The 26,409-nt window shown below is 64.4% G+C and carries 21 protein-coding genes and 1 tRNA gene; 1 reads left to right on the top strand and 21 read right to left on the bottom strand.

The features are described 5' to 3' along the window. Window positions 1-34 precede the first annotated feature (34 nt). From ACQP1G_RS04920 to rplJ, 15 genes are all read right to left on the bottom strand, one after another. Window positions 35-3,988 (bottom strand): DNA-directed RNA polymerase subunit beta', encoded by a 3,954-nt coding sequence (locus ACQP1G_RS04920; RefSeq protein WP_433198782.1) that lies wholly within the window; start codon window positions 3,986-3,988, stop codon window positions 35-37. Window positions 3,989-4,125: 137 nt separating this feature from the next. Beyond that, window positions 4,126-7,632: a DNA-directed RNA polymerase subunit beta gene (locus ACQP1G_RS04915; RefSeq protein ID WP_433198780.1), complete on the bottom strand. Its 3,507-nt coding sequence runs from the start codon at window positions 7,630-7,632 to the stop codon at window positions 4,126-4,128. A 381-nt stretch (window positions 7,633-8,013) separates the two neighbouring features. Continuing rightward, a complete protein-coding gene (locus ACQP1G_RS04910; protein ID WP_433198778.1) occupies window positions 8,014-8,721 on the bottom strand; it encodes a hypothetical protein in 708 nt (235 codons plus the stop codon). Window positions 8,722-8,732: 11 nt separating this feature from the next. Further along, entirely contained in the window at window positions 8,733-9,443 is a 711-nt protein-coding gene (locus ACQP1G_RS04905) for a hypothetical protein (RefSeq protein ID WP_433198776.1), read from the bottom strand. A 50-nt stretch (window positions 9,444-9,493) separates the two neighbouring features. Then, window positions 9,494-10,735, bottom strand: a complete 1,242-nt coding sequence (locus ACQP1G_RS04900; RefSeq protein ID WP_433198774.1) for an MCE family protein — start codon at window positions 10,733-10,735, stop codon at window positions 9,494-9,496. Next, on the bottom strand, window positions 10,732-11,976 hold the full coding sequence (locus ACQP1G_RS04895; RefSeq protein WP_433198772.1) for an MCE family protein: 1,245 nt from the start codon (window positions 11,974-11,976) through the stop codon (window positions 10,732-10,734). The genes ACQP1G_RS04900 and ACQP1G_RS04895 overlap by 4 nt, the downstream gene beginning before the upstream one ends. Then, a complete protein-coding gene (locus tag ACQP1G_RS04890) occupies window positions 11,973-13,244 on the bottom strand; it encodes an MCE family protein (RefSeq protein WP_433198770.1) in 1,272 nt (423 codons plus the stop codon). Before ACQP1G_RS04890 ends, ACQP1G_RS04895 begins: the two co-directional genes overlap by 4 nt. A gap of 1 nt (window position 13,245) precedes the next feature. After that, the gene (locus ACQP1G_RS04885) at window positions 13,246-14,256 is read right to left on the bottom strand and encodes an MCE family protein (protein WP_433198768.1); all 1,011 of its coding nucleotides are present in this window, start codon (window positions 14,254-14,256) and stop codon (window positions 13,246-13,248) included. Then, window positions 14,256-15,323, bottom strand: a complete 1,068-nt coding sequence (locus ACQP1G_RS04880) for an MCE family protein (RefSeq protein WP_433208161.1) — start codon at window positions 15,321-15,323, stop codon at window positions 14,256-14,258. The genes ACQP1G_RS04885 and ACQP1G_RS04880 overlap by 1 nt, the downstream gene beginning before the upstream one ends. Before the next feature lie 8 nt (window positions 15,324-15,331). After that, window positions 15,332-16,684: an MCE family protein gene (locus ACQP1G_RS04875; RefSeq protein ID WP_433198766.1), complete on the bottom strand. Its 1,353-nt coding sequence runs from the start codon at window positions 16,682-16,684 to the stop codon at window positions 15,332-15,334. 43 nt (window positions 16,685-16,727) lie between these two features. After that, the gene (locus ACQP1G_RS04870; protein WP_433208158.1) at window positions 16,728-17,528 is read right to left on the bottom strand and encodes an MlaE family ABC transporter permease; all 801 of its coding nucleotides are present in this window, start codon (window positions 17,526-17,528) and stop codon (window positions 16,728-16,730) included. A gap of 69 nt (window positions 17,529-17,597) precedes the next feature. After that, window positions 17,598-18,359 (bottom strand): MlaE family ABC transporter permease, encoded by a 762-nt coding sequence (locus ACQP1G_RS04865; protein ID WP_433208155.1) that lies wholly within the window; start codon window positions 18,357-18,359, stop codon window positions 17,598-17,600. Between the two features lie 44 nt (window positions 18,360-18,403). Then, window positions 18,404-19,480, bottom strand: a complete 1,077-nt coding sequence (locus ACQP1G_RS04860; protein ID WP_433198764.1) for an ABC transporter ATP-binding protein — start codon at window positions 19,478-19,480, stop codon at window positions 18,404-18,406. 262 nt (window positions 19,481-19,742) lie between these two features. Continuing rightward, the gene (gene rplL, locus ACQP1G_RS04855) at window positions 19,743-20,120 is read right to left on the bottom strand and encodes a 50S ribosomal protein L7/L12 (protein WP_433198762.1); all 378 of its coding nucleotides are present in this window, start codon (window positions 20,118-20,120) and stop codon (window positions 19,743-19,745) included. A gap of 67 nt (window positions 20,121-20,187) precedes the next feature. After that, window positions 20,188-20,727 (bottom strand): 50S ribosomal protein L10, encoded by a 540-nt coding sequence (gene rplJ, locus ACQP1G_RS04850; RefSeq protein ID WP_433198760.1) that lies wholly within the window; start codon window positions 20,725-20,727, stop codon window positions 20,188-20,190. Window positions 20,728-21,155: 428 nt separating this feature from the next. Between rplJ and ACQP1G_RS04845 the strand changes: the two genes are divergently transcribed. Further along, window positions 21,156-22,769 (top strand): MFS transporter, encoded by a 1,614-nt coding sequence (locus ACQP1G_RS04845; RefSeq protein ID WP_433198758.1) that lies wholly within the window; start codon window positions 21,156-21,158, stop codon window positions 22,767-22,769. 69 nt (window positions 22,770-22,838) lie between these two features. Here ACQP1G_RS04845 and ACQP1G_RS04840 read toward each other — a convergent pair whose 3' ends face one another. From ACQP1G_RS04840 to ACQP1G_RS04815, 6 genes are all read right to left on the bottom strand, one after another. After that, window positions 22,839-23,372 (bottom strand): NADPH-dependent FMN reductase, encoded by a 534-nt coding sequence (locus tag ACQP1G_RS04840; protein ID WP_433198756.1) that lies wholly within the window; start codon window positions 23,370-23,372, stop codon window positions 22,839-22,841. Window positions 23,373-23,585: 213 nt separating this feature from the next. After that, complete coding sequence (gene rplA / locus ACQP1G_RS04835; protein ID WP_433198754.1) at window positions 23,586-24,299, bottom strand: 50S ribosomal protein L1; 714 nt, start codon at window positions 24,297-24,299, stop codon at window positions 23,586-23,588. 94 nt (window positions 24,300-24,393) lie between these two features. Next, window positions 24,394-24,828, bottom strand: a complete 435-nt coding sequence (gene rplK / locus ACQP1G_RS04830) for a 50S ribosomal protein L11 (protein WP_433198752.1) — start codon at window positions 24,826-24,828, stop codon at window positions 24,394-24,396. 111 nt (window positions 24,829-24,939) lie between these two features. Further along, on the bottom strand, window positions 24,940-25,719 hold the full coding sequence (gene nusG / locus ACQP1G_RS04825) for a transcription termination/antitermination protein NusG (RefSeq protein WP_433208152.1): 780 nt from the start codon (window positions 25,717-25,719) through the stop codon (window positions 24,940-24,942). 105 nt (window positions 25,720-25,824) lie between these two features. Beyond that, entirely contained in the window at window positions 25,825-26,220 is a 396-nt protein-coding gene (secE, locus tag ACQP1G_RS04820; RefSeq protein WP_433198750.1) for a preprotein translocase subunit SecE, read from the bottom strand. A gap of 29 nt (window positions 26,221-26,249) precedes the next feature. After that, window positions 26,250-26,322, bottom strand: a tRNA-Trp gene (locus ACQP1G_RS04815). Window positions 26,323-26,409: the final 87 nt, after the last annotated feature.

The following is a 26,409-nucleotide window of genomic DNA, read 5'->3' as shown; positions in this document are numbered from 1 at the left end:
AGCGGGGGCCGAATGCTGTTACGGCACTACCGGATTACCGGTAGTCGCTGAAACCGTAATCGTCGAGCGGGACCGCGGCACCGGTGGTGGCGCCGAAGCTGTCCGGCGAGTAGTAGGTGTCGTCGTAGGACGGCACCGCGTACGCCGCGGCACGAGCCTCTTCGGTCGGCTGGACCTGGATGTTGCGGTAACGGTTGATGCCGGTACCGGCCGGGATCAGCTTGCCGATGATCACGTTTTCCTTGAGGCCGATGAGCTTGTCCGAGCGGCAGTTGATGGCCGCGTCGGTCAGGACTCGAGTGGTCTCCTGGAAGGATGCCGCCGACAGCCACGAATCGGTCGCCAGCGACGCCTTCGTGATACCCATCAGCACCGGGCGACCCGCCGCGGGCTCGTTGCCCTCGGCGACGACGCGACGGTTGGAGTTCTCGAACTCGGAACGCTCGGTGAGCGAGCCGGGCAGGAACTCCGTGGCACCCGAGTCGATGATCGTCACGCGACGAAGCATCTGACGAACAATGACCTCGATGTGCTTGTCGTGGATCGACACACCCTGCGAGCGGTAGACCTCCTGGACCTCGTGGACCAGGTGGATCTGCACCTGACGGGGGCCCATGACACGCAGCACCTCGTGCGGATCCGCCGCGCCTTCCAGCAACTGCTGGCCGACCTCGACGTGGTCACCGTCGGAGAGCAGACGTTCGGAGCCGTCGTCGTGCTTGAAGACACGCAGACGCTGACGCTTCGAGAGCTTGTCGTAGACAACCTCTTCGGCACCGTCATCCGGGATGATGGTGATCTTGTAGAAGCGATCGTCGTCCTCGAGCCGAATCCGGCCGGAGACCTCCGCGATCGGCGCCTTGCCCTTCGGCACACGAGCCTCGAAGAGCTCCTGCACACGAGGCAGACCGCCGGTGATGTCATCACCCGCGACACCACCCTGGTGGAAGGTACGCATGGTCAGCTGGGTACCGGGCTCACCGATGGACTGCGCGGCGACGATACCGACGGCCTCGCCGATATCGACCAGCTTGCCGGTCGCCATGGAGCGGCCGTAGCAGGTCGCGCACACGCCGGTGCCGGTGGTGCAGGTCAGCACGGAGCGGACCTTCACCTCGGTGATACCGGCGTCGAGCAGCGCCTCGATGGCCGGGTCGCCGAGGTCGGCGCCCTTCCCGATCACGACATTGCCCTTGGCGTCCACCGCGTCCGATGCCAGTGTGCGGGCGTACGCGGAGGTTTCCACGTGCGCATCCCTGATCAGCGATCCGGCCGCCTGCTTGTCGGCGATCGTCACGATGATGCCACGCTCGGTGGCGCAGTCGTGCTCGCGCACGATCACGTCCTGCGAGACGTCCACCAGACGACGGGTCAGGTAACCCGAGTCGGCGGTACGAAGCGCGGTGTCGGCCAGACCCTTGCGGGCACCGTGGGTGTTGATGAAGTACTCGAGCACGGTCAGGCCCTCACGGAAGGAGGACTTGATCGGGCGCGGGATGAACTCACCCTTCGGGTTCGTCACCAGACCCTTCATGCCGGCGAGGGTACGAGTCTGCGTGAAGTTACCCGTGGCGCCCGACTCGACGATCGTGATGATCGGGTTGTCCGGCGGGTAGTGCGCACGCAGCGCCGTACCGACCTCTTCGGTCGCTTCCTGCCAGATCTTGACCAGTGCGTTGTTGCGTTCCTGATGATCCAGGGCGCCGCGCTGGTACTTCCTCTCGATCTGATCGGCGAGCACCTCGTAGCGCTCCATGATCTCGGTCTTCTCCGGCGGCACGAGCACGTCGGACATCGAGACCGTAACCCCGGATCGGGTGGCCCAGAAGAAGCCCGCGTCCTTCAGCTTGTCGACGGTCTGCGCGACCACGATCATCGGGTAGCGCTCGGCCAGATCGTTGATGATCGTCGCCTGACGCTTCTTCGGCATCTGCTCGTTGATGAACGCGTAGTCCGCCGGGAGCAGCTCGTTGAACAGCACGCGACCAAGGGTGGTCTCGGCAATCCACGCGTCGCCGCGGTTCCAGCCCTCCGGGAACAGCTCCGCCTCGATGTTCTTCGGCGGGCGCTGGTGGATGAGGCGCACCTTGATCAGCGAACGCACGGTGAGCTCACCGCGGTCCACCGCCATCTGTGCCTCGGCGGGCGAGGAGTACACGCCCTGCTCCGGTGCGTCCTTGGTGGCCGCCTGGTACTCGCCCTTCGCGCCCTCTTCCAGGCGGGTCAGGTAGTACAGACCGGTCACCATGTCCAGACGCGGCATGGCCAGCGGACGACCCGAGGCGGGCGACAGGATGTTGTTCGAGGACAGCATCAGGATGCGGGCCTCGGCCTGCGCCTCCGCGGACAGCGGAAGGTGCACGGCCATCTGGTCACCGTCGAAGTCGGCGTTGAACGCCTCACAGACGAGCGGGTGCAGCTGGATCGCCTTACCCTCGACGAGCTGCGGCTCGAAGGCCTGGATGCCGAGGCGGTGCAGGGTGGGCGCACGGTTCAGCAACACCGGGTGCTCGGCGATGACCTCTTCGAGGACATCCCACACCTGGGGACGCTGACGTTCGACCATCCGCTTGGCGGACTTGATGTTCTGCGCGTGGTTCAGGTCGACCAGACGCTTCATCACGAACGGCTTGAACAGCTCCAGCGCCATCAGCTTGGGCAGACCACACTGATGCAGCTTCAGCTGCGGACCGACGACGATGACCGAACGGCCCGAGTAGTCGACGCGCTTACCGAGCAGGTTCTGACGGAAACGCCCCTGCTTGCCCTTGAGCAGATCGCTCAGCGACTTCAGCGGGCGGTTACCCGGTCCGGTGACCGGACGACCACGACGGCCGTTGTCGAACAGCGCGTCCACGGACTCCTGCAGCATCCGCTTCTCATTGTTGACGATGATCTCGGGCGCACCCAGATCGATCAGTCGCTTGAGGCGGTTGTTGCGGTTGATCACGCGCCGGTACAGATCGTTCAGGTCGGAGGTGGCGAAACGGCCACCGTCGAGCTGAACCATCGGACGCAGCTCCGGCGGGATCACCGGAACAGCGTTGAGCACCATGCCCATCGGCGAGTTGCCGTTGGTCTGGAAGGCCGCGACGACCTTGAGCCGCTTGAGCGCGCGGAGCTTCTTCTGGCCCTTACCGCTGCGGATCGTCTCCCGCAGGTTCTCGGCCTCGGCGGCGATGTCGAAGTTCTCCATCAGCTTCTGGATGGACTCCGCACCCATAGCGCCGGTGAAGTACTCGCCGTAGCGGTCGATCAGCTCGCGGTAGAGGACCTCGTCCACGATGAGCTGCTTGACCGACAGCTTCGTGAAGGTGGTCCAGATCTCCTCGAGCCGGTCCAGTTCGCGCTGGGCCCGGTCGCGGAGCTGACGCATCTCGCGCTCGCCGCCGTCCTTGACCTTGCGGCGCACATCGGACTTGGCACCCTCGGCCTCGAGCTCGGCCAGATCGGCCTCGAGCTTCTGGGCGCGGGCCTCCAGGTCGGCGTCGCGCTGATCGGCGACGGCCTTCTTCTCGACCTCCATCTCAGCCTCGAGCGTGGAGAGCTCGTTGTGACGCAGCTCCTCGTCGACGCCGACGATGACGTAGGCGGCGAAGTAGATGATCTTTTCCAGATCCTTCGGCGCCAGGTCCAGCAGGTACCCGAGGCGCGAAGGCACGCCCTTGAAGTACCAGATGTGGGTAACCGGAGCGGCCAGCTCGATATGGCCCATCCGCTCACGGCGCACCTTGGCGCGAGTCACCTCGACGCCACAGCGCTCACAGATGATGCCCTTGAAGCGGACGCGCTTGTACTTACCGCAGTAGCACTCCCAGTCCCGGGTGGGACCGAAGATCTTCTCGCAGAACAGGCCGTCCTTCTCCGGCTTGAGCGTGCGGTAGTTGATGGTCTCCGGCTTCTTGACCTCACCGAAGGACCACTGCCGAATGTCCTCGGCGGTGGCAAGGCCGATCCGGAGTTCATCGAAGAAGTTGACGTCTAGCACGTAACTTCCTTTCCCCTATTCGGGTCGAATTCGAGCAAAAGTTCACTAGTTGGTGGAACGCGGAGCCGAATGCCGTTCTGGTCCATTCGAGCGACCTGCAAGCAATCGCTACGGGGGAACGACATTCGGCCTACCGCCTAGTTCGCCAGATCGTCGACGGTGGCGGCTTCGTTCCTGGACAGGTTGATGCCCAGGTTCGCGGCCGCGCGCTCCAGATCCTCGTCGTCGCCATCGCGCATCTCGATCGCCGCGCCGTCCGAAGACAGCACCTCGACGTTGAGGCACAGTGACTGGAGTTCCTTGAGGAGCACCTTGAACGATTCCGGAATGCCCGGCTCCGGAATGTTCTCGCCCTTGACGATCGCCTCGTAGACCTTCACGCGGCCGACCACGTCGTCGGACTTGATGGTGAGCAGTTCCTGCAGCGTGTAGGCGGCGCCGTAGGCCTGCATGGCCCAGCACTCCATTTCACCGAAGCGCTGACCACCGAACTGCGCCTTACCACCGAGCGGCTGCTGGGTGATCATCGAGTACGGACCGGTCGAGCGGGCGTGGATCTTGTCGTCGACCAAGTGGTGCAGCTTCAGGATGTACATGTAGCCGACCGCGACCGGGTACGGGAAGGGCTCACCGGAACGGCCGTCGAACAGGGTCGACTTGCCGTTGTCGTCGACCATGCGCTCACCGTCGCGGTTCGGCAGGGTCGAGGACAGCAGACCGGTCAGTTCCTCTTCGCGGGCACCGTCGAATACCGGAGTGGCGATATTGGAATCGGCTGGCGCGGCCAGCATTTCCTCTGGCAGTGCCTTGGCCCAGTCCGGACGGGAGCCGTCCGCACCGGCGCCGACATCCCAGCCCGCCTTGCCGATCCACCCGAGGTGGGTCTCCAGGATCTGGCCGATGTTCATACGACGCGGCACACCGTGGGTGTTCAGGATGATGTCCACCGGGGTGCCATCGGGCATGAACGGCATGTCCTCGGTCGCGAGGATCTTGCCGATAACACCCTTGTTGCCGTGGCGGCCGGCGAGCTTATCGCCGTCCTGGATCTTGCGCTTCTGCGCCACGTACACCCGGACCAGCTCGTTGACGCCCGGAGGCAGATCGTCGTCATCCTCGCGCGAGAACACGCGGATACCGATGACCTTGCCGGACTCACCGTGCGGCACCTTCAGTGAGGTGTCGCGCACTTCGCGCGCCTTCTCGCCGAAGATCGCGCGCAGCAGCCGCTCCTCGGGGGTCAGCTCGGTCTCACCCTTCGGGGTCACCTTGCCGACCAGGATGTCGCCGTCGCGGACCTCCGCACCGATGCGCACGATGCCGCGCTCGTCCAGGTCCGCGAGGACCTCGTCGGAGACGTTCGGGATATCCCGGGTGATCTCCTCGGCACCGAGCTTGGTGTCGCGGGCGTCGATCTCGTGCTCTTCGATGTGGATCGAGGTCAGCACATCCTCTTCCACGAGGCGCTGCGACAGGATGATCGCGTCCTCGTAGTTGTGGCCCTCCCACGGCATGATCGCCACGAGCAGGTTCTTGCCCAGTGCCATCTCACCGTTCTCGGTGCACGGACCATCGGCCAGCACCTGGCCGGTCTCGACCCGCTGACCCTCGTCCACGATCGGCCGCTGGTTCGCACAGGTGCCCTGGTTCGAGCGAGCGAACTTGCGCATCCGGTAACTCTTGCGAGTGCCGTCGTCGGCCATCACGGTGACGTAATCGGCCGAGACCTCTTCCACCACACCGGACTTCTCGTTCACCACGACGTCACCGGCGTCGATGGCGGCGCGCAGCTCCATACCGGTACCCACGATCGGGGACTCGGAACGGATCAGCGGCACGGCCTGACGCTGCATGTTCGCACCCATGAGGGCACGGTTGGCGTCGTCGTGCTCGAGGAACGGAATCATCGCGGTCGCGACCGAAACCATCTGGCGCGGCGAAACGTCCATGTAGTCGACCTCGTCGGCGGGGACGAGTTCGTTCTCGTCATTGCCGCGGCGGCAGAGCACGCGCTCCTCGAGGAAGCGGCCCTCGACGTCGACCGGCGAATTGGCCTGCGCACGAACGTGGCGGTCCTCTTCGTCGGCGGTGAGGTACTTGACCTCATCGGTGACCTTACCGTCGACCACCTTGCGGTACGGCGTCTCGATGAAGCCGAATGGGTTGACCCGCGCGTACACCGACAGCGAACCGATCAGGCCGATGTTCGGGCCTTCCGGGGTCTCGATCGGGCACATGCGGCCGTAGTGCGAGGTGTGCACGTCGCGGACTTCCAGACCGGCGCGCTCACGGGACAGACCACCCGGGCCCAGCGCCGAGAGGCGACGCTTGTGGGTCAGACCCGACAGCGGGTTGTTCTGGTCCATGAACTGCGACAGCTGCGAGGTTCCGAAGAACTCCTTGATCGCGGCCACGACGGGACGGATGTTGATCAGGGTCTGCGGCGTGATCGCCTCGACGTCCTGAGTCGTCATCCGCTCACGAACCACGCGCTCCATGCGCGACAGGCCGACCCGGATCTGGTTCTGGATCAGCTCGCCGACGGTGCGCAGGCGACGGTTGCCGAAGTGGTCGATGTCGTCGACCTCGACCGGCACCTCTTCGCCGCCGGGCGCGGTCATCCCACGATCACCGGCGTGCAGGCGCACCAGGTACTCGATCGTGCTGACGATGTCTTCCTTGGTGAGCACCGATGCGGTGATCGGCTCGCCGAGGTGGATGCCCAGCTTCTTGTTGATCTTGTAGCGACCGACGCGCGCCAGGTCGTAGCGCTTCTCCTTGAAGAACAGGTTCTCCAGCAGGGTCTGCGCGGACTCCTTGGTCGGCGGCTCGCCCGGACGCAGCTTGCGGTAGATGTCCAGCAGCGCCTCGTCCTGACCGGCGGTGTTGTCCTTCTCCAGGGTCGACATCATGATCTCGGAGAAGCCGAAACGCTCGACGATCTCCTCGTTCGTCCAACCCAGCGCCTTGAGCAGCACGGTGACCGGCTGACGGCGCTTGCGGTCGATACGCACACCGACGGTGTCGCGCTTATCGATATCGAACTCCAGCCACGCGCCACGCGACGGAATGACCCGCACACTGTGCAGATCCTTTTCCGTGGCCTTGTCGACGCTGTGATCGAAGTACACACCCGGCGAACGCACCAGCTGCGAAACGACGACGCGCTCGGTGCCGTTGATGATGAACGTGCCCTTATCGGTCATCATCGGGAAATCACCCATGAAGACCGTCTGGCTCTTGATCTCACCGGTGTTGTTGTTGATGAACTCCGCGGTGACGAACAGCGGCGCCGCGTAGGTCATGTCCTTGTCTTTGCACTCGTCGATGGAGGCCTTGACCTCCTCGAAACGAGGATCCGAGAAAGACAGGGACATCGACCCGGAGAAGTCCTCGATCGGCGACAGCTCCTCGAGCACCTCCTCGAGTCCGCCTGTTAGGCCGCCGTCGCCGCGCAAAGCGGCCTTTTCACGCCATGAAGGCGAACCGATCAACCATGCAAATGAGTCCGTCTGTAGATCGAGAAGTCCGGGCACCTCCAAGGGTTCACGGATCTTCGCGAAAGACACCCGCAACGGGGCTCCGGGGATTCCGGCAACTGCCTTGGTCTGGGTGGAGACTGCCAAGATGCGTCCTTCCAGCACCTCACGCGCGTCGCGTGGTGGTCCGCGACCGTCGCTTGTCTGCTACGAATTCCGCTGGTTACAACCCGAACGAAACCCGAACAGGCAACAACAGAAGTAACACCAGAAGGGTGGAACTTACGTGTGCAAATCGAGGTATGGACAGGAGGCAGCCAGCGCAACGTCCAACCGTACACCCATACGCAAGGTGGTGTCAAAGTACCACCCGAACCAGCCGCCATGTGGCGGCGCGCCGTGACCGTTATGGCCGTCTGCCGTGTCCGAATCGCTGGCTGCGTCGGGTAGCCACGGGGCGCTTGAAGCCACTGTGACAGCTGCCGCTGTTGTGAATAGCGTGACGTGTCCGGCGAAACTCGTCAAGTGGCAGGGGAGGCAACAGAACTACTGGTCGACGATGGCCGAGGCCAGCCACTTGCCGTTCACCTTCTGCATTTTCAGCACGATCGGACCGGACGCGCTCTGCTGCGCGGCGCCGTTCTTGTTCGCGCTGACCACGAAGTTCACCAGCAGTTCGGCCCGATCCTTGGTGAGCAAGGTCACCCCGATCGGGTCGGCGAGTGCATCGGCGCTGGTCTGCGCCTGTTTCAGGGCCGCGAGATTGGTATCGGCGTATTTGTCGAAGTCGGTCAGCATCTGGCCGGTGACGACCGCGTGCACCGCATCCTTGTAACCGTCGAGTTTGTTCACGTCGTAGGCGTAGATGGTCTTCAGCGCGTGCGAGGCGGCCGCGGTCACCTCCTCGGTGGCCTTGCTGTCGATGTAGGCCTCGTTCGAATCGTCGATACCCGGACGGAAGGCAGCGACCGTAGCGAATGCGCCGAGCAGCACCGCCGCGACGAGCAGGGCCGCGGCCAACGCCCAACCCCCCGTCGGGCGCAGCCGCCGTGACCAGGGTCGCGACGGTGCGGGCTGCGGAGCAGGACGTACCGGTTCGGTGGTACCCGCCACCTTGCTGCGGCGCTTCGCGGTCGACTCGTCGCTCGTGCGTGTACCGCGGCGGGTGGTGGCGGATCCGGTGGTGGCCGCAGTGCGGCCAACGGTGGGACGGTTACGGGGAGTGACCCGATTGACTGGTCGACGAGATGTCATGACGGGTTCTCCTACGATCCGGGCTTGGGCGGCGTCGCGCCCGCGGAGGGGGTCGCACCGGGCTGCCCGGCAGTCGGTTGATTCACGGGGATGGGCTGACTCAACGGACTGGCCTTCTCGGCCTTCCAGACGTCGCCCTGTTCGACCAGGTCCAGCGCCCAGGTCTGACGGTAGGCGTACGGCGCGACATCCGGGGCGGTCCTGGTGGTCTGCAATACGATCACCGCCGACGCGTGGTCCCGCTCGGAGTTCAGCGTGGTCAGCGACGACCCGACGACCTTGGACTCCAGCCTGGTCTTGGCCTCCTTGGCCTGCGAGCGGAATTGCTCCTGGGTCTTAGTGGCATCGTCGAGCAGCGATCCGGTCATCGACGACTGGATCAGCTTGATCGAACCGTCGACATCATTGGGATCCAGCGACATCAGGTTGATCGCCGCCTGCCTGGCATCGGCGAGGGCGGTATCGCGCGCATCGGCGCGCGGACCGTCGGTGAAGAACGCCGCACGCACCCAGCCGGTGCCGAACCAGGCCGCGGCGATCAACGCGACGACCAGCGCGGCGGCCGCGGCCATGGTGACCGCGAGTCGACCGGCGGGAGCGTCGGCGGACGCCACCGTGGGGCTCGTGGAAATCGATGCCGTCGCGTCATGCGCCGCGGCATCAGCTTCCGCGGAATCGGTGCCGGCACCAGCCGGCGTTTCCTTGGACATGTCGATGCTCACAGCGAGACACCCTAACTTCGGTTACTGCGGCGCAGCCGCATAGGTCCTGTTCACCGCTTGGGCGTGACCCCCAACAGGGTGGCCATCTGCACGGCGATCGGGTTCAGGTTCAACTTCTCCGGATCGGTCTTGGGGGTCGAATCCCACGGCTGGGTGATGCTCGGATCGGCCAGATCGGCGCGCATCCCGCCGCGGACCGCCGTCGGATTACCAAACGGCACAGTGCATTTCGCATCCTTGTTGAACGGGAATTCGTCGCGGGTGTCGTCGAAGTCCGGATTCTCCCGCTTCATCTGCTCGAGGATGCGCTGGGTGCCCTCGTAGCCCTGGGTACAGGCGGGCGGGTTGTTCACCTCGAGCACCAGGCCGAAGTGGCTGGTGCCGTCACCGGGTGCGGTAGACGAGGCACCGATGGACAGCGCCGGAATCATCTGCAGCAGCGGACGCAGCGCGTAGAACTTCGGCGAGATCCCCAGCATCAGCTGACGCAGGTTGGCCAGATCCTCGGTGAGGGCGCCGCCGCTCTCGTTCAGCAGTGCCGTGATCTGCTCGCCCGCGTCGGTGCCGGTGCCGATCAGCCGCCGGATATCCGGATCGCTGGAGCGCAGCTGCGCGGTGAGCTCGTCGAGCCCCTGGCTGAACTGACGGATGTAGCCGGACTGTTCCGCCTGGGTGCCGAGCGCGATCCGGCCATCGCGGATCAGCTGAATCGTCTGCGGCAATGTGTCACTGAACGTCGCGGTGAACTTGTTCAGCGAATCGACGAAGACCTTCAGATCGTCGCCCTTGCCGTCGAAGGCCTTGCCGAGTTCGGTGACGGTGGTGTTCAGTGCGGTGAGATCGACCGACCGGGTGAAGGTGTCCACGCTCTGTACCAGTTGCTCCACCGAGACCGGCAGCGCAGCCGAGGTGATCACCGAACCGTCGCGCAGATACGGGCCGTGGTCGACATCGGGCTGCAGGTCGACGTACTGCTCACCGATTGCCGACCGGTTGGCGATGACGGCGCGAGCCGATTCCGGGACCTTCGGCGCGCTCGTATCGAGGACGAGATCGATCGCCACACCGGTGTCGGTGAGCTCGAGATCGCCGACCCGGCCGACCGGGACGCCGCGGTAGGTCACCTCGGCGCCCTTGTAGAGGCCGCCGGTCTGTTTGGCGTCGACCTTCACGTGGTACTCGCCGATGCCGAGCATGTGATCGAGGCGAACGTATTTGGCGCCGACGAAAACCACGCCGACCACTGCGATCACGGCGAACGCGATCAGCTGATAGCGCACCAGACGGGTCATCGGTGACCACCTCCGATCTGGTCCAGAATCGCCCCGAGCGGATTGGCCGGCAGCGGCGGCAGATCAGTCGGGAAACGAGGCATATTGGGCGGCAGCGGCAGTAGCGAAACCGTTGGCCAACCCGGGCGCGGGCCGTTGCCGCCGTAGTACGGGTTGGTCGGATTCACCGGCACCTCCGGGCCGTACGGTGGCGGAATGTACACCGGATCGCCCTTGCCGACGCCGAGATTGCTCAGCGTGACACCGATCTGCTGGTCGACCGATAGCCAGGTGTTCACCTGACCACCGAACGTGCCCTCCAGCGTGGAGTCCGGGAACGGATAGGTCGGCACCAGCGGCAGTGCGGTGATCAGATCCGGCGCGGCCTTGCCGAGTTCCTGCAGCGTCGGGCGCAGCGAGGTCAGATCCTTGATCAGATCGTCCTTGGAGTGGTTCAGCACATCGAATCCGGCCTGACCCACCCGATCCAGCTGCTGGAGCAGCGAAATCAGTTGCGGCCGTTGCTCGTCCAGGATCTTGATGCCCCGCGGCAACTCATCGATGATCTTGTTGATCTGATCGGTCTGGGTGCTCACCCGGTTGCTCAGCGTGGCGAGTCCGTCGATGGCCCTCGTGATGTCGTCGACCTGCTCGTTCAGGCCCCCGACCAGCTTATTGGCCTGATCGAGCAGCGAGCGCACGCGATCCTCGCGGCCGCCGAGGGTCTTGTTCAGCTCGGTGACAATGGGCTGCAACTGCGCGACGCCACCGCCATTGAGCAGCAATGACAATGCGCCGAGCACCTGCTCGATCTCGGTCGCATGCCTGGTGTGGTCGGCCGAGATGACCGAACCGTTGCTCAGCTTCTTGGTATCGGGTTGTTCGGTGGGCTTGGACAGCTCGATGAACTTCTCACCGAGCAGATTCGACTGCCGCACCTCGGCCCGCGCGTTAGCGGGCAGATCGACCGAGGAATTCACCACGGCGCGCACGCTGGCGGTCCAGCCGTCCGGTGCGAGCGCGATCTTCTCGACCCGGCCCACCGCCACGCCCTCGACCTTGACCGCGGACTGCGGCACCAGATCGAGCACATCGTCGAAGCGGATATCGATGGTCATCGGGTGGCCACCGACATCGGCGCCGCCGGGCAGCGGAACCGCGTAGATGCCGTCGGAGGCACACGAGGTCACCAGGACCGCGCTCATGCCGACCACCAGCGCGGCGCCGAGAGTACGTGCCACGGAACGGACTCGCTTGTTCATCGCTGGCCACCTCCCTGCGAGGGCGGAAGTTGATCGGACGGGGTGCCCGGGACGGTGCCCGGCACCGGGGCGCGCTGTTCGTTCTCATTGCTGAGGATGCCGAACGGCAGGTTCAGCGTCGGTGTCTGCACGCCCGCGGTGATCTGATCGGTGATCTGCTTGCAGTGATCCAGGATCGGGCGCATCTGCTTGCCGATGGCCTCGAACTTCGGATCGCCCGGCATCAACTTGCTCAGGTCGAGCATCTTGCACACCACACCGAACGGATCCTGCAGATCGGTGAGGTTGGCGCGCATATCGAGGGTGCCGGATTCCGCGTTGTGGATATTGATCAGATTGCTCAGTGCCAGCGGCAGCACCGGCAGTGCCGCGGCCAGATCATCGCGCTGCTTGGCCAGCGTCGCGGTGAGCGTGGTCAGCCCCTGGGCGTTCTGCTGGACCAGATCGCGGTTCTCGTCGATGAATCGGGCGACATCACCGAGTGCGACCGAGAGCAGATTGAGCGCGGCGCCGAGATCGTGGCGTTCCCCGGCGAGGAATGTCGACAGATCCGCGAGCTGGGCATTGAATTGCCGCACCTGCTGGTCGTTCTGGGCCAGCATGGTGACGAAGGTCTGCAGATTCTTGACCGTATCGAAGATATCGCCGCGGGCATCACCCAGATACCGCGTCGCACGCGAGAGCTGAGTGAGGGTGTTGGCCAACGCCTCTCCGTTGCCCGCCAGATTCGCCGCCGAGGTGCGCACCAGCTCGTTCACCGCGCCATTGGCATTGGCGCCGTTGGGGCCCAACGCATCCGAGAGTTCGGTAATGCTCTTGTACAGCTGGTCGACCTCGACCGGAGTGACCGTACGTTCGCGCGGAATGGTCGCGTCGCGCGCCATTTTCGGGCCGCCGGTATAGACCGGTGTCAGCTGGATGTAGCGATCGGAAACGATCGATGGCGTGATCTGCGCGGCCTTGGCGTCGGCGGGGACGTCGTAGCTGCGGTCGACACTCATCACGACCTTGACCTGATTACCTTGCGGCTCAACGGAATCCACATGCCCGACCGGCACGCCGAGGATCCGCACATCCGAACCCTGGTAGATGCCGACAGAGCGGTCGAAGTATGCGGTGATCTTGGTCGTGGTCATCCGGTCGAAGAGCCACCAGAGGGCCCCGGCCACGACCAGCGCCGCGATCAGGCCGATCGCGATGGCCACCTTGGTGCCACGACCCGAGGACCGCAGCGCGGTCAACGGTTCCTTACGAGGCCAGTCCACCATGTCAGTTACCTCCCATGGTGCGGACCGGCGGGCGGTTGCCCGGAATTTCCGGCAGACCCGGCGGGACCAGGTTCACGATCACCGCGTCGAACCAGCGGCCGGTGCCGAGCACGTTGGCGTAGAGGCCGTAGAACGGGGCCGCGAGTTCGAGCGTCTTGGAAATGTTCTGCTGATTGTCGTTCAGTAGGTCGATGGCGGCCTTGAGGTTGGTCAGTGCCGTTCCCATCTGCGCCTCGTTATCGGCGACCAGTGCACTCAGCTCCGACGACACCGTCTTGGCGCCGGTGAGCAGCTGCGCGATCGACTGCTGCCGAATGTTCAACTCGGCCAGCAGCTGTCCGCCATTGGCGAGCAGGCGCTCCAGCTGCTGATTGCGGTCCGCGAGCACCCCGGTGGTCTGCCTGGCCGCCGCGAACAACTTCTTCAGCTCTTCATCGCGCTTGGCGAGCGTCTCCGAGAGCCGGGCCACGCCGTCGATGGAGTTGCGGATCTCCGGCGGCGTCGTTTCGAACGCCTCCGAGAGCACTCGCATGCTGGTGGCCAGCTGCGCTGTGTCGATCTGGTCGATGTTCTTTGCCGCATCGCTGAACGCGTCCACCACATCGTAGGGAGATACCGTGCGCGACAGCGGAATCGCCTTGCTCGGATTCGCGGGCTCGGAACCCTTCGGATCCAACGCCAGGTACTTCTGCCCGAGCACGGTCTTGATCTGGATGGAGGCGGTCGTCTCATTGCCGATCCAGGCATCGTGGGTGCGGAAGTCGACGAGCACCTTGCTGCCGTCGAGCCGAACATCCGATACCGCACCGACTTTCACGCCCGCGATGCGAACCTCATTGCCCTTCTTGAGGCCAGCGGCCTCGGAGAACTCCGCGGTGTATTTGGTGCCGGCGCCGATAATCGGCAACCGGTCCAGGAAGAACGCGGAGATCGTCACGAGCAACACCATGGCCAGGCCGAGCACACCCATGAACACGGGGCTGCGCTTGCCGAGCAAGATCCGGTCGTCCATCAGTGACCACCCTTCCCCTGGCAGCGCGGTGCGGCGTTGGTGTAGAGCGGCTGGTTGACCGTCGGCAGCCCGGCCGGGAGGTTGAGCTGCGGCGCGTCCACCGCGCCCGGCCCGACCACAATGTCGATACCGCACAGGTAGAACTGGAACCAGGAGCCGTAACTGCCGGCGCGGCCCAGCTTCTCCATCTTGATCGGCAGGTTGGTCAGCGCCGCGTTCACCTCGTCCTTGCGCTCATCTATGGTGCTGGTCAGCTGGCTGAGTCCGGCGATCGAGCCCTGCAGCGTCGGGCGGGTCGGCACGAGCAGATCCGCCGTGGCCGAGGCCAGATTGGCGAGCGAGGTGACCGAGCTGCCGATGGTGTCACGCTCGGCGGCCAGCCCACTGACCAGCGCCTCGGTATTGACGATCAGCTGATCGAACTGGCCCTCGCGCTCATTGACCGCATTGAGCACGGCCGTCAAATTCTTCACGAGATCCCCGATGACGGCGTCCTTATCGGCGATTTTATTGGTCAGATTCGCGGTGGTCGCCACCAGATCGTGGATGGTGCCCTGCTCGCCCTGGAAGACCTGGATGATCTCGTAGGAAAGCTTGTTCACGTCATCGGCGGTGAGTGTCTGGAACAGCGGCCGGAAGCCGTTGAACAGCGTGGTCAGGTTCAGCGCCGGCTTGGTGTGCTCGAGCCCGATGGTCGCGCCCTTGTTGAGCTTGCGCCCCTGCTCCCCCGCGCCCTGTTCGAGCGCGATATACCGCTGGCCGACCAGGTTTCGGTAGCGGATGGTCGCCGTCGTCGAGGCGGGCAGCCAATTGCGGTCGTTCAGTTCGAAACCGACCTCGGCCTGACGCTTGTCCACGATCGAGACGCTGGTGACCTTGCCGACCCGCACACCGGCGATGCGCACCTCGTCACCGGGATTGAGTGAGGTGACATCGGTGAAGCGTGCCTTGAACGCGGTGCCGCCGCCGGTGTAATTGGCGATCGAGAGCCCGAGGACCGTGGTCGCGAAAAGCGTGACGATGACGAAGATGATCAGCTTGGTCAGCGGCGATCCGAGGCCGCGCATCTTTTCCTTCATCGCACGCTCACCTCACTGCCACGGAATGCGGGTGCACCGATCTTGGTGACCCAACTGGGCACCTGCTCGGGCGAAACACCGTTCGCCGCACCGTAGATCGCGCCGAGGGTCCGCTGTTCGGTCGCCGAACCCGCCGTGGTCGGCACATTCGCGGCCGGGTACGTGCCGAACTGCGGCACCGGCAGCTTGCCGCTGACCTGGTCACCCGGATTGCGGCTCGGCACGGCGTAAGAGCCGTCGTTGCTCGGTCCGCCGGTGTACTGACCCGGATCGGTGAACACCGGGTACTCCGGCACGCACCACGGTCCGCGGGTATCCAGCCAGCGCGGCTCGTCTTGGTTGGGCAGGTACTTGCCGCGGGTATTGGTCAGCTCCACCGACACCCGCGAGCCGGGCCGCGAGGTGCCCATGCCCATGATCTGGTCGATGCGCGGCTTCATCTTGGCGAAGTTCGCCATCGCACAGGCGTAGGTCGGCGAGTACGTGGCCAGCAGCTCCAGCGCGGGGCGGGAGTCGGCGGCCAGGTCGATGATGTTGTCGCGGTTGGCGACCAGGAAGTCCGCGGTGGTGGCGGCGGTCGGGTTCAGCGTCGCCAGCAGGGTGTCGATCTGCGGGCGGCGCTGCACGATGGTCGCATTGGTGGTGCGCAGATTGTTCAACGCGTCGACCAGTTGCGGCAGCGCGTCGGAGTAGGTAGCGGCCACATCGGCGAAGCTCACCAGGTCCTGTTTGATATCGGGCATCACACCGTTGAGTTCGCGGAAGATGTTGTCCAGCTTGTCCACCGACTCACCGAGCGCGAGCCCCTGACCCGACAGTGCCTGCGACAGCGCACCGAGGGTGGAGCCGAGGTCCTGCGGCGGAATCGCCTGCAGCAGTGGCATCACATCGTCGAGCAGTTTGCTGATCTCGATGGCATTGCCGCTGGTGTCCTGATGCAGGGTGACCCCAGCGGTCAGGTGCTGCTTACTGGGCTCGTCGGGGATGATGAGGTCCACGTACCGCTCACCGAAGAGGGTCTTCGGCAGCAGCCGCGCCGTCGCATCGACCGGAATCTGGCCGGCCTTGCTCGGATCGATCGCCAGGTCGAGGGTCACTTGACCGCCCTCGGACCGACTGGACCTGACCTCACCGACGTTGACGCCGCGCACCTTCACATCGGCATTGCGGGTCAGCGCATTGCCGACACTGTCGGTGATGAGGTCGACCCGGACGGTGTCGACGAACGCCTTGTTATAGATCGCGACCGTCGTCACCAGGAATAGTGCGCAGACCACGAAAAATACGATACCGAGCAGCCGGACGCGCAATTTCTCGGTCGAGCGCCACATCTGCACGCTATTACTCATGACGGCACCTCACTGCAGCTTGCCGTTGCGATGATCCGCGCCCTCATCCCGCGACCCGCACAGTCGTGGTCGTACCCCAAATGGCAAGGCTGAGGAAGAAGTCGAGCACATTGACGAGCACGATCGCCGCGCGCACCGCGCGCCCGACCGCGACGCCGACACCGGCCGGTCCGCCGGTGGCGTTGAAGCCGTAATAGCAATGCACCATGATGATCACGAATGCGAAGACCAGCACTTTGACGAATGAATATAAGACGTCTTCTGGTGGCAGGAACAATCCGAAATAGTGGTCATAGGAGCCACTGGATTGTCCGTTGAACCAGATGCTGATCATCCGCGATGCCAGGAACGTGCCGAGCAGGCCGACGATGTAGAGCGGGATGACCGCGAGGAAGCCCGCGATCACTCGGGTGGTGACGAGGAACGGCACACCCGGCACCGCCATCACCTCGAGCGCGTCGATCTCCTCGGAGATCCGCATCGCGCCGAGCTGGGCGGTGAAACCACAACCGACCGTTGCCGATAGCGCGAGCGCGGCGACCAGCGGCGCGATCTCGCGGGTATTGATATAGGCGGTGAGGAAGCCGGTCAGCACCGAGCTTCCGAGCGAGTCCAAGGCCTTGAAGCCCTGCAGGCCGACGACAACACCGACCGAACCGGACATGAAAACGATGACGCCGATGGTGCCGCCGATGACGGCCAGTGCGCCGCTACCGAAGGTCACCTCGGCGAGCAGCCGCATGACCTCCTTGCGGTAGTGCACGGCGGTGCGCGGAATCCAGGCGATGGCCTTGGAATAGAACGACATCTGATCGCCGGCGCGATCGATGACGTTCACCGGCATGCGCGCGATCTCACGGGCCCGGCGGGCGGATTTGGCCAGGACCGGGGGACGATACGAAGTAGCCACGGGTCAGGCGCCCTTGGCGGGGACGACTTGCAAGTACACCAGCGTCAGGATCAAGTTCACGAAGAACAGCACCATGAATGTGATAACCACGGATTGGTTCACCGCGTCACCGACTCCTTTCGGGCCCCCTTTGGGATGTAAGCCCTTGTACGCGGCGATCACGCCTGCGAGCAGACCGAATATCAAGGCCTTGATTTCGCCGATCCACAGGTCCGGCAGCTGGGCCAGTGCGGAGAACGAAGCGAGGTAGGCGCCGGGCGTGCCACCTTGCAGCCCGACATTGAAGAAATAGCCACCGGCGATGCCGACCACCGACACGAGGCCGTTGAGCAGCAGGGCGACCAACATCATGCCGAGTACGCGCGGCACAACGAGTTTCTGCACCGGATCGACGCCGAGTACCTCGAGTGCGTCGATCTCCTCACGGATGGTGCGCGAGCCGAGGTCCGCGGCGACCGCCGATCCGGCCGCGCCCGCGATGATCAACGCGGTGACAACAGGGGCGGCCTGCTGGACGGTAGCCAGCACGCTGGTTGCGCCGGTAAAGGATTCGGCGCCTAGTTGTTTGATCAAGGAGCCGGTCTGCAGCGCGACAACCGCACCGAACGGGATGGCAACCAGTGCGCTGGGCAAGATCGAGACACTCGCGATGAACCACGACTGCTCGATGAATTCGCGCAACTGGAAAGGCCGCTTGAACGTCTTGCGCATAACGTCGATGAGCAGCGCAAAGATGTTGCCGGCCTGGCCAAACCCCGACTCCATGGGAGTCCGCAATCGCGCCAGGGTGGAATTCACGATCGCAGATGTTACCCGTTAGTTGTGTTGTGGCGCACGGTAGTGTCGAACGAGCCACCCTGGTATCCACCCTGGTCGCTGTTCTGGTACGCCATCACCTGCGTATCGTCGCTCTGATCAAGTGACTCGCGGATAGCCACCTGGGCAGCATGCGGCAGGGTGTGCATGATTTCGCGGACCCGCGCCTGGCGGCGAAGTGCGGCCTGACGTACCGGCATACCGGGCGTCGCCCGCATCTGCGGGATGATGCCCTCGACCTCTTCGGCACCGCCGTGGTGGTGCCCGGCGTCCACGAGCGCCTGCTCGCGCGCCATCTGGGCCTCGTCCTTCTCCTCGGACATACCGATCGGGCCGATCATGCGGCCGTTGAGGAACTGCTTGACCACCGGCTCCTCGGAGGTGAGCAGCACCTCGCGCGGGCCGAACATGACCAGCGAACGGCGGAACAGCATGCCGATGTTGTCGGGCACCGTACGGGCCAAGTTGATGTTGTGGGTGACGATCAGGATCGTCGCGTCGATCTGCGCGTTGATATCGATCAGCAGCTGCGACAGGTACGAGGTACGCACCGGGTCCAGACCGGAGTCGGGCTCGTCGACGAGGATGATCTGCGGGTCGAGGACCAGTGCGCGAGCCAGACCGGCACGCTTGCGCATACCACCGGAGATCTCACCGGGGAGCTTGCCCTCCGCACCGAGCAGACCGGTCAGCTCGAGCTTTTCCATGACGATCTTCTTGATATCCGACTCGGACTTCTTCGTATGTTCACGAAGCGGGAACGCCACATTGTCGAACAGGTTCATCGACCCGAACAGCGCACCGTCCTGGAACAGCACACCGAAAAGCTTGCGGATCTCGTAGAGCTCCTTATTGGAGCAAGTGGTGATATCGGTGCCGTCGATATAGATCGAACCGCGCTCCGGACGCAGCAGACCGATCAGCGACTTCAAAAAGACGGACTTACCGGTACCCGAGGGGCCGAGCAGCGCGCTGACTTCCCCCGAGGGCAGCGTCAGAGTGACATCCTGCCAAATTCGCTGTGAACCGAAGGATTTGGTAACACCCTCGGTCCTGACCTCGACGCCCACGCCAACCTCCACAATTTCTCAGCGAGCAGCCCACCGGCGAACCGCGCTATTGGGTATCACGGTGTGTCGCGTCACAGTGGGTGCGGTCACTGTATCCCATGAGCTCGGCGCGGCACACCCCAACCTGACCGAAGAGTAACCCCTAATTACTCTCACTATTCGCATTACCGTCACAAAGCAAACGGGCGGCCCCACTTGGGGACCGCCCGTTCGACGACTCGGCCGTAGCGACCACTGCGGGTCGCTCGGCGCAGTCGGTGAATTACTTGACCGAGACCTTGGCGCCGGCCTCTTCCAGCTTCGCCTTGGCAGCCTCGGCGGCATCCTTGGCGACCTTCTCCAGGATCGGCTTCGGGGCGCCCTCGACCAGGTCCTTGGCTTCCTTCAGGCCCAGGCCGGAGACGATCTCACGGACCACCTTGATGACCTGGATCTTCTTCTCGCCCGCACCCTCGAGGATGACGTCGAACTCGTCCTGCTCCTCGGCAGCCTCGGCCGGAGCGGCACCGGCGACGGCGGCGACGGCGACCGGCGCAGCCGCGGTGACCTCGAACTTCTCCTCGAACTTCTTGACGAAGTCCGACAGCTCGAGCAGGGTCATGTTGCCGAAGGTCTCGAGCAGTTCGTCAACGTTGGCCATTGTTGTTTCCTTTCGGTAGTTGGTTGTCTATGAGGGCGAGCCGCACGCGAGTCACCCGCACGGGGTATTACTCGGCGGCTGCGGCGCCTTCTTCGGCCTGCTTCTTCTCCTGCAGAGCGGCAGCCAGGCGGGCCACCTGCGATGCGGGAGCGTTGAACAGACCGGCAGCCTTCGCCAGGTTGCCCTTCATGGCGCCTGCCAGCTTGGCCAGCAGCACCTCGCGGGACTCCAGGTCGGCGATCTTCTCGACCTCGGCAACGGACAGCGCGGCGCCGTCCATGTACCCGCCCTTGATGATGAGCGCCTTGTTGTCCTTGGCGAAGGTCTTGATGGCCTTCGCTGCGTCGACCGGCTCGCCCGTGATGAAGGCGATGGCGGTCGGTCCGACGAACAAGTCGTCCAGGCCAACGACGCCCGCCTCGGCGGCCGCACGCTTGACCAGGGTGTTCTTGGCGACGGAGTAGGTAGCGCCTTCGCCGAGCGCGCGACGCAGATCGGTGAGCTTACCGACCGACAGACCACGGTATTCCGTGATGACGGTGGCCGTCGAGCTCTTGAACTGCTCCGTGATCTCTTCGACCGCGGTGACCTTCTCGGGTTTTGCCATACTTCGCCTCCTCTCTGGATGTCGGTTCGTATTCGAACTGCCGAGTACCAGGGGCCAGCGATAAAGCAAACGCCCCGAACGCAGAGCGTTCCGGGGCGCAATAGGTGATCGACCCGGCATGCGCCGGATCAATTCCCAGCCTCGGTCCTCCCTGCGTGGGCCGCCGACTTGATGCCGGACCTTCGACCACGCCCCAACGGGCGCAGCGACCAACGGTCTTCGGTAGAACGGATTGGGTAGTCATCGAACTCGTCGATTACTTCCGTCCACAGTAGCCGAACCCACCCCCATCTGCCAAAACGGGCCCGAGCGCGATGCTTTCGCATCCGAATTGTTGTGGCACGGCTCACATTTGGGCGTGGAATGTGTCTCAAATCGCGGCTAACAAGTGTTACTTAGAGTGACAGTTACTGCTTCACTACTGAACTATGGCAACCTCCATAGTCGATCCACCGGTGCTGCTGGAACGGCGCAGCCAGCGCTACATCGCCCTGGCCGTCATCTGCCTCGCCGAACTGCTGGTCGTCCTCGACAACACCATCGTGAACGTCGCCCTACCCTCGATCGGAGTCGAGCTGGCCACCGGCGTCAGCGGCCTGCAATGGGTCGTCGACGCGTACACCCTGACCTTCGCCGGACTGTTGCTCGCCTTCGGCAATCTCGGCGACCGTCACGGCCGCCGCCGAGTGATGATGATCGGCCTGGTCGGCGTCGCCGCCATGTCGGTCGGCGGCGCGCTCTCGGAGTCCATGAGCAGCGTCATCGCCGCCCGCGCCGCGATGGGCGTCTTCGCCGCGGCCGTCTTCCCCGCGACGCTGGCGCTGATCATCAATATCTTCACCGATAAACGCGAGCGCGCACTGGCCATCGCCGCTTGGACCGCGATGGCCGGATTCGCCATCGCGATCGGCCCGATCTCCGGAGGTTGGCTGCTGGAACACTTTTCCTGGCATTCGGTCTTCTGGATCAATGTGCCGGTGGCGCTGGTCGCGTTGGCCGCCACCCTGATCTGGGTGCCCGAATCGCGGTCCTCCCAAGTGGGGCGGCTCGACCTGCCGGGCATCGCGCTCTCGATCGCGGGCATCACACTGCTGGTGTGGGCCATCATCGAGGCCCCGCGCTATGGCTGGCTGTCGACCACCACGCTGGGCGTGGCCGCTCTCGGAGTCGCGCTGCTCGCCGCGTTCATCACCTGGGAATTGCGTACCAGTGCACCGATTCTCGATATACGGCTTTTCCGGAATCGCCGATTCTCCATGCCCGCCTTGTCGATCGCGGTCGGGTACTTCTCGATGTTCGGGTTCCTGTTCCTTATTACTCAGTACTTCCAGGGTGTCCGCGAATACACGCCGCTCGAATTCGGTATTGCCTCACTACCATTCGCGTTCTCCGTCGCTATCGGCGCACCGATCGCGACGCTGCTCGCCACGCGGGTGGGGACCACTCCGGTAATCGTATTCGGGCTATTGCTCACCGGATCGGGGCTGTATCTGGGCGGTCAGGTGACTGTCGACAGCAGTTACGTCATGGATGTGTTGCCGTCGATGGTGTCGATGGCGTTGGGCCTGGCCATCGTGCAGGGACCGGCCACCGAATCCATCATGTCGTCGCTGCCGCTCAACGAGGCGGGCGCGGGGTCGGCGGTCAACGACACCACGCGAGAGATCGGTGGCACGCTCGGCGTCGCGGTCCTCGGCTCGATCGTGGCCTCCTACTACACGACTCGGGTTTCACCGCTGATCGACCGGGTGCCCGCAGGGATGATGAACGCGCACGAGCGCAGTCTGGTGAAGGCCAGTCCGCTCAGCGTGCTGGAGATCCGGAAACGGGAGCTGGCGCCGTTCTTCGATGCCCAGCGCGAAAACCTCATCACCGCCATGAAAACGGCGGCTTTGCAGGGTTCCCACGCCGCATCCCTGGTAGCCGCGAGCGCCGTCGTCGTATGCGCCATCGTCGTAGCCATCTTCCTGCCCTGGGGTGTCCAGCAGGGCGACTCAGTCCTCCTCGGCTGGCGCAAATCCGCAGCGCCCCAGGAAAACTAACCGTCGAGGCGAGTCGAATGGTGGCTCGGACCCGGTCCGAAAGCCACCGGTCGACTCGCCTCGGCGAGGTCAGGCGGGGGTGGTCTGTTGGACCAGGCGGGTGAGGGCTGTCAGTGCGCCGGTGCGGAAGTCGGGGGTGGTGACCAGGCCGTTGGTGTCCACGGCGTCGCGGGATACGGGGAGACGGGCGCAGGTGGCGGGATCGACGAGGGCACCGACGTAGCCCAGCACCGTGGTCAGGGTGGCGGCCGCGCCTTCGCCGCGGCCTTGGGCGGCGACATTGAGGAAGGCCGTTGGCTTTTCGTAGAGGTCGGCGGCGCCGACGGTCCAATCGAGCAGGTTCTTGAAGCTGCCCGGGAGGGTGCCCGCGTATTCCGGGGTGCAGAGCAGGACCGCGTCGGCGCGCGAAATATGTTCGTGCAGTGCGGCAACCGCCGGATGGCCGGTTCCGTCATCGTCCGGGCTGAATGCCGGAAGTTCGGCGAGGCCCTCGTACCAGAAAGTTTCGACACCCGCCGGCGCGATCGCCGCGACGGTGCGCAGTGCGGCGGTATTGGTCGAAGCACTACGCGTGCTTCCGGAGATGAGCAGTACAGCGGTCACCTCATGGCCAACCGTCGCCGCGGGTGAATTAGTCCGGTTCGCGGTGCGCCCGCTGCACCGCGAGCGCCGAGCGCCGCCACCCCACGGGAATCGGCCGAATACGCACAAAGGGCGGGAACGCGATTCGCGTTCCCGCCCCTGCGGTAATGCTCAGCTTCCTGCGATAACGCTCAGCTTCCGAAGAGCTGGGCTACCGAAGAGCCAGGGTGCTACTTACGCATCCTCTTCGAGGAAGTTGCGGGTGCGGTTCGGGTCCACCGGGATGCCCGGTCCGGTGTTCGTCGAGACCGTCACCTTCTTGACGTAGCGGCCCTTGGCGGTCGACGGCTTGACACGCAGGATCTCCTCCAGCGCGGCACCGTAGTTCTCCACCAGCTTGGCATCGTCGAAGGACGCCTTGCCGATGACGAAGTGCAGGTTGGCCTGCTTGTCGACGCGGAAGTTGATCTTGCCGCCCTTGATGTCGTTGACGGCCTTGGTCACATCGTTGGTGACCGTGCCCGTCTTCGGGTTCGGCATCAGGCCGCGCGGGCCGAGGACGCGCGCGATCCGGCCGACCTTGGCCATCTGGTCCGGGGTGGCGATCGCTGCGTCGAAGTCCAGCCAGCCGCCCTGGATCCGCTCGATCAGATCCTCGGCGCCGACGGCGTCCGCACCGGCGGCCTCGGCCTCGGCGGCCTTCTCACCGGCCGCGAACACGATGACGCGGGCGGTCTTACCGGTGCCGTGCGGCAGGTTGACCGTGCCGCGGACCATCTGGTCGGCCTTGCGGGGATCCACGCCGAGACGGACGGCGACCTCGACGGTCGCGTCGGTCTTGGTGGTTGCGGTCTCCTTCGCCAGGCGCGCGGCGGCCAGCGGGGAGTAGAGCTGATTGCGATCGACCTTCTCGGCCGCGGCGAGATACGCCTTGCTTCGTTTTGCCATTTTGTCTGTGTCCTTATCGGTGTTCAGATGTGGTTGCCGGGCCTGGCAGGCCCTCCCACGTGGATCCCGGCGACTGGTCCGGGATTACGGGAACTCAGCCCTCGACGGTGATACCCATCGAGCGAGCGGTGCCCGCGATGATCTTGGCCGCCTGGTCGATGTCCTTGGCGTTCAGATCTTCCTGCTTGGTCTTGGCGATCTCCCGGACCTGGTCCATGGTGATCTTCGCGACCTTGGTCTTGTGCGGCTCGGCCGAACCCTTCTGCACACCGGCGGCCTTGAGCAGCAGCCGAGCAGCGGGCGGGGTCTTCAGCTTGAAGTCGAAGGACCGGTCCTCGTACACCGAGATCTCGACCGGAATGACGTTGCCACGCTGCGACTCGGTCGCGGCGTTGTACGCCTTGCAGAACTCCATGATGTTGACGCCGTGCTGACCGAGCGCGGGGCCGACCGGAGGGGCCGGGTTCGCCTGGCCGGCCTGGATCTGAAGCTTGATGATCCCGGCGAGCTTCTTCTTCTTGGGGGGCATCTTTCTTTCCTAGGTGTCTGTTTTCCTTGCTCTTTGCAAGTCCAAGGTGAATCAACCCGTGGTCCGGGCCGATCCATTCCGTCGTCCCGTCGCCGGGGCGGCAGAGTTGGTCTAGATCTTCGCGACCTGGGTGAACGCCAGCTCGACCGGCGTCTCGCGACCGAAGATCGACACGAGCACCTTGAGCTTCTGCTGCTCGGCGTTGACCTCGGAGATGCTGGCGGGCAGCGTCGCGAACGGGCCGTCCATCACGGTCACCGACTCGCCGACCTCGAAGTCGACCTCGATGACCGGCTTGGGTGCGATATCGGTGGCGGACGAGGCCGCGGCGGCGGCCTCGGCGGCGGGCTTCTTCTGCTGCTGCGCGGCCGGGACCAGGAACTTCACCACGTCATCGATGGAAAGCGGTGACGGGCGCGAGGTGGCGCCGACGAAACCGGTGACGCCGGGCGTGTTGCGCACCGCGCCCCACGACTCGTCGTTGAGTTCCATCCGGACCAGGATGTAGCCGGGCAGCACCTTGCGGTTGACGTGCTTGCGCTGGCCGTTCTTGATCTCGGTGACCTCTTCGGTCGGCACCTCGACCTGGAAGATGTAGTCCTCGAGGTCCAGGTTCTGCACGCGGGTCTCGAGGTTGGCTTTCACCTTGTTCTCGTAACCGGCGTACGAGTGGATCACGTACCAATCGCCGGGGGCGCGACGCAGCGCGGCCTTCATCTCGGCGACAGGATCGGCGGGTTCGGCATCGACAGGAGCAGCCTCGACAGCTTCGGCGTCAGCGGCGTCGGATTCGTCGACCACAGCTTCCTCGACGGCCACGGACTCCTCGACGGTCTCCACCGCGTCGTCGACCGGGAACTCGTCGGTTGTGTCGTTCTCCGGGGTGCTCACTGGGGCACTCGCTTCCTGTGTCGTCACGTACATCCTTTGCGTACCGGGCCGGGCGCGCTGTAACGCGCCAACCCGGGATCGGCTACCGGCGTCGGCGGCGATCAGCTAGCCGAACAGCCAGTTGACACCTTTGATGAACGCCAGATCCAACCCGCTGATGAACGCGACCATGAAGATCACGAACACCAGAACAACGCTCGTATAGGTGACCATCTGCTTCCGGTTGGGCCAGATCACCTTGCGCAGTTCCGCGACTACTTCGCGCAGGAACTTGATCAAACGCTTGAACGGGTTACCCGTCTTCTTGCGCTCGGCCCGATCGGTCTTCTTGGATGCCTTGGCCAACGAGGGCCGGTCGATCGTGGCGACCGAACCCGTATCGGCTTGCGACGCATTGCGAGTCCGCCGCACGGACCGCTTGCCGCTCGGCCGAGCCACCGCGGCGGTGTCGTCGTCCTCGGCCGCGTGCGCGCCGTGGCGGCTATCCCGCTCGTCGACCACGTCGATCCTTTCGTCGCTGGCATCCAGGGCAGGGGCGACAGGACTTGAACCTGCAACCTGCGGTTTTGGAGACCGCTGCTCTGCCAGTTGAGCTACGCCCCTTCGGTTGGACGATCACAGCTGTCCAACCACTGTTCGGTGTTCAGTTGTCGTTCTTGCTATCTGGTGTCACACAACACGCGCGCCACT

It is taken from the genome of Nocardia sp. CA-107356 (assembly GCF_050946365.1).
Classification (GTDB): domain Bacteria; phylum Actinomycetota; class Actinomycetes; order Mycobacteriales; family Mycobacteriaceae; genus Nocardia.
The sequence above is the reverse complement of the archived record's forward strand: the minus strand, read 5'-3'. Positions and strand labels throughout refer to the sequence as shown.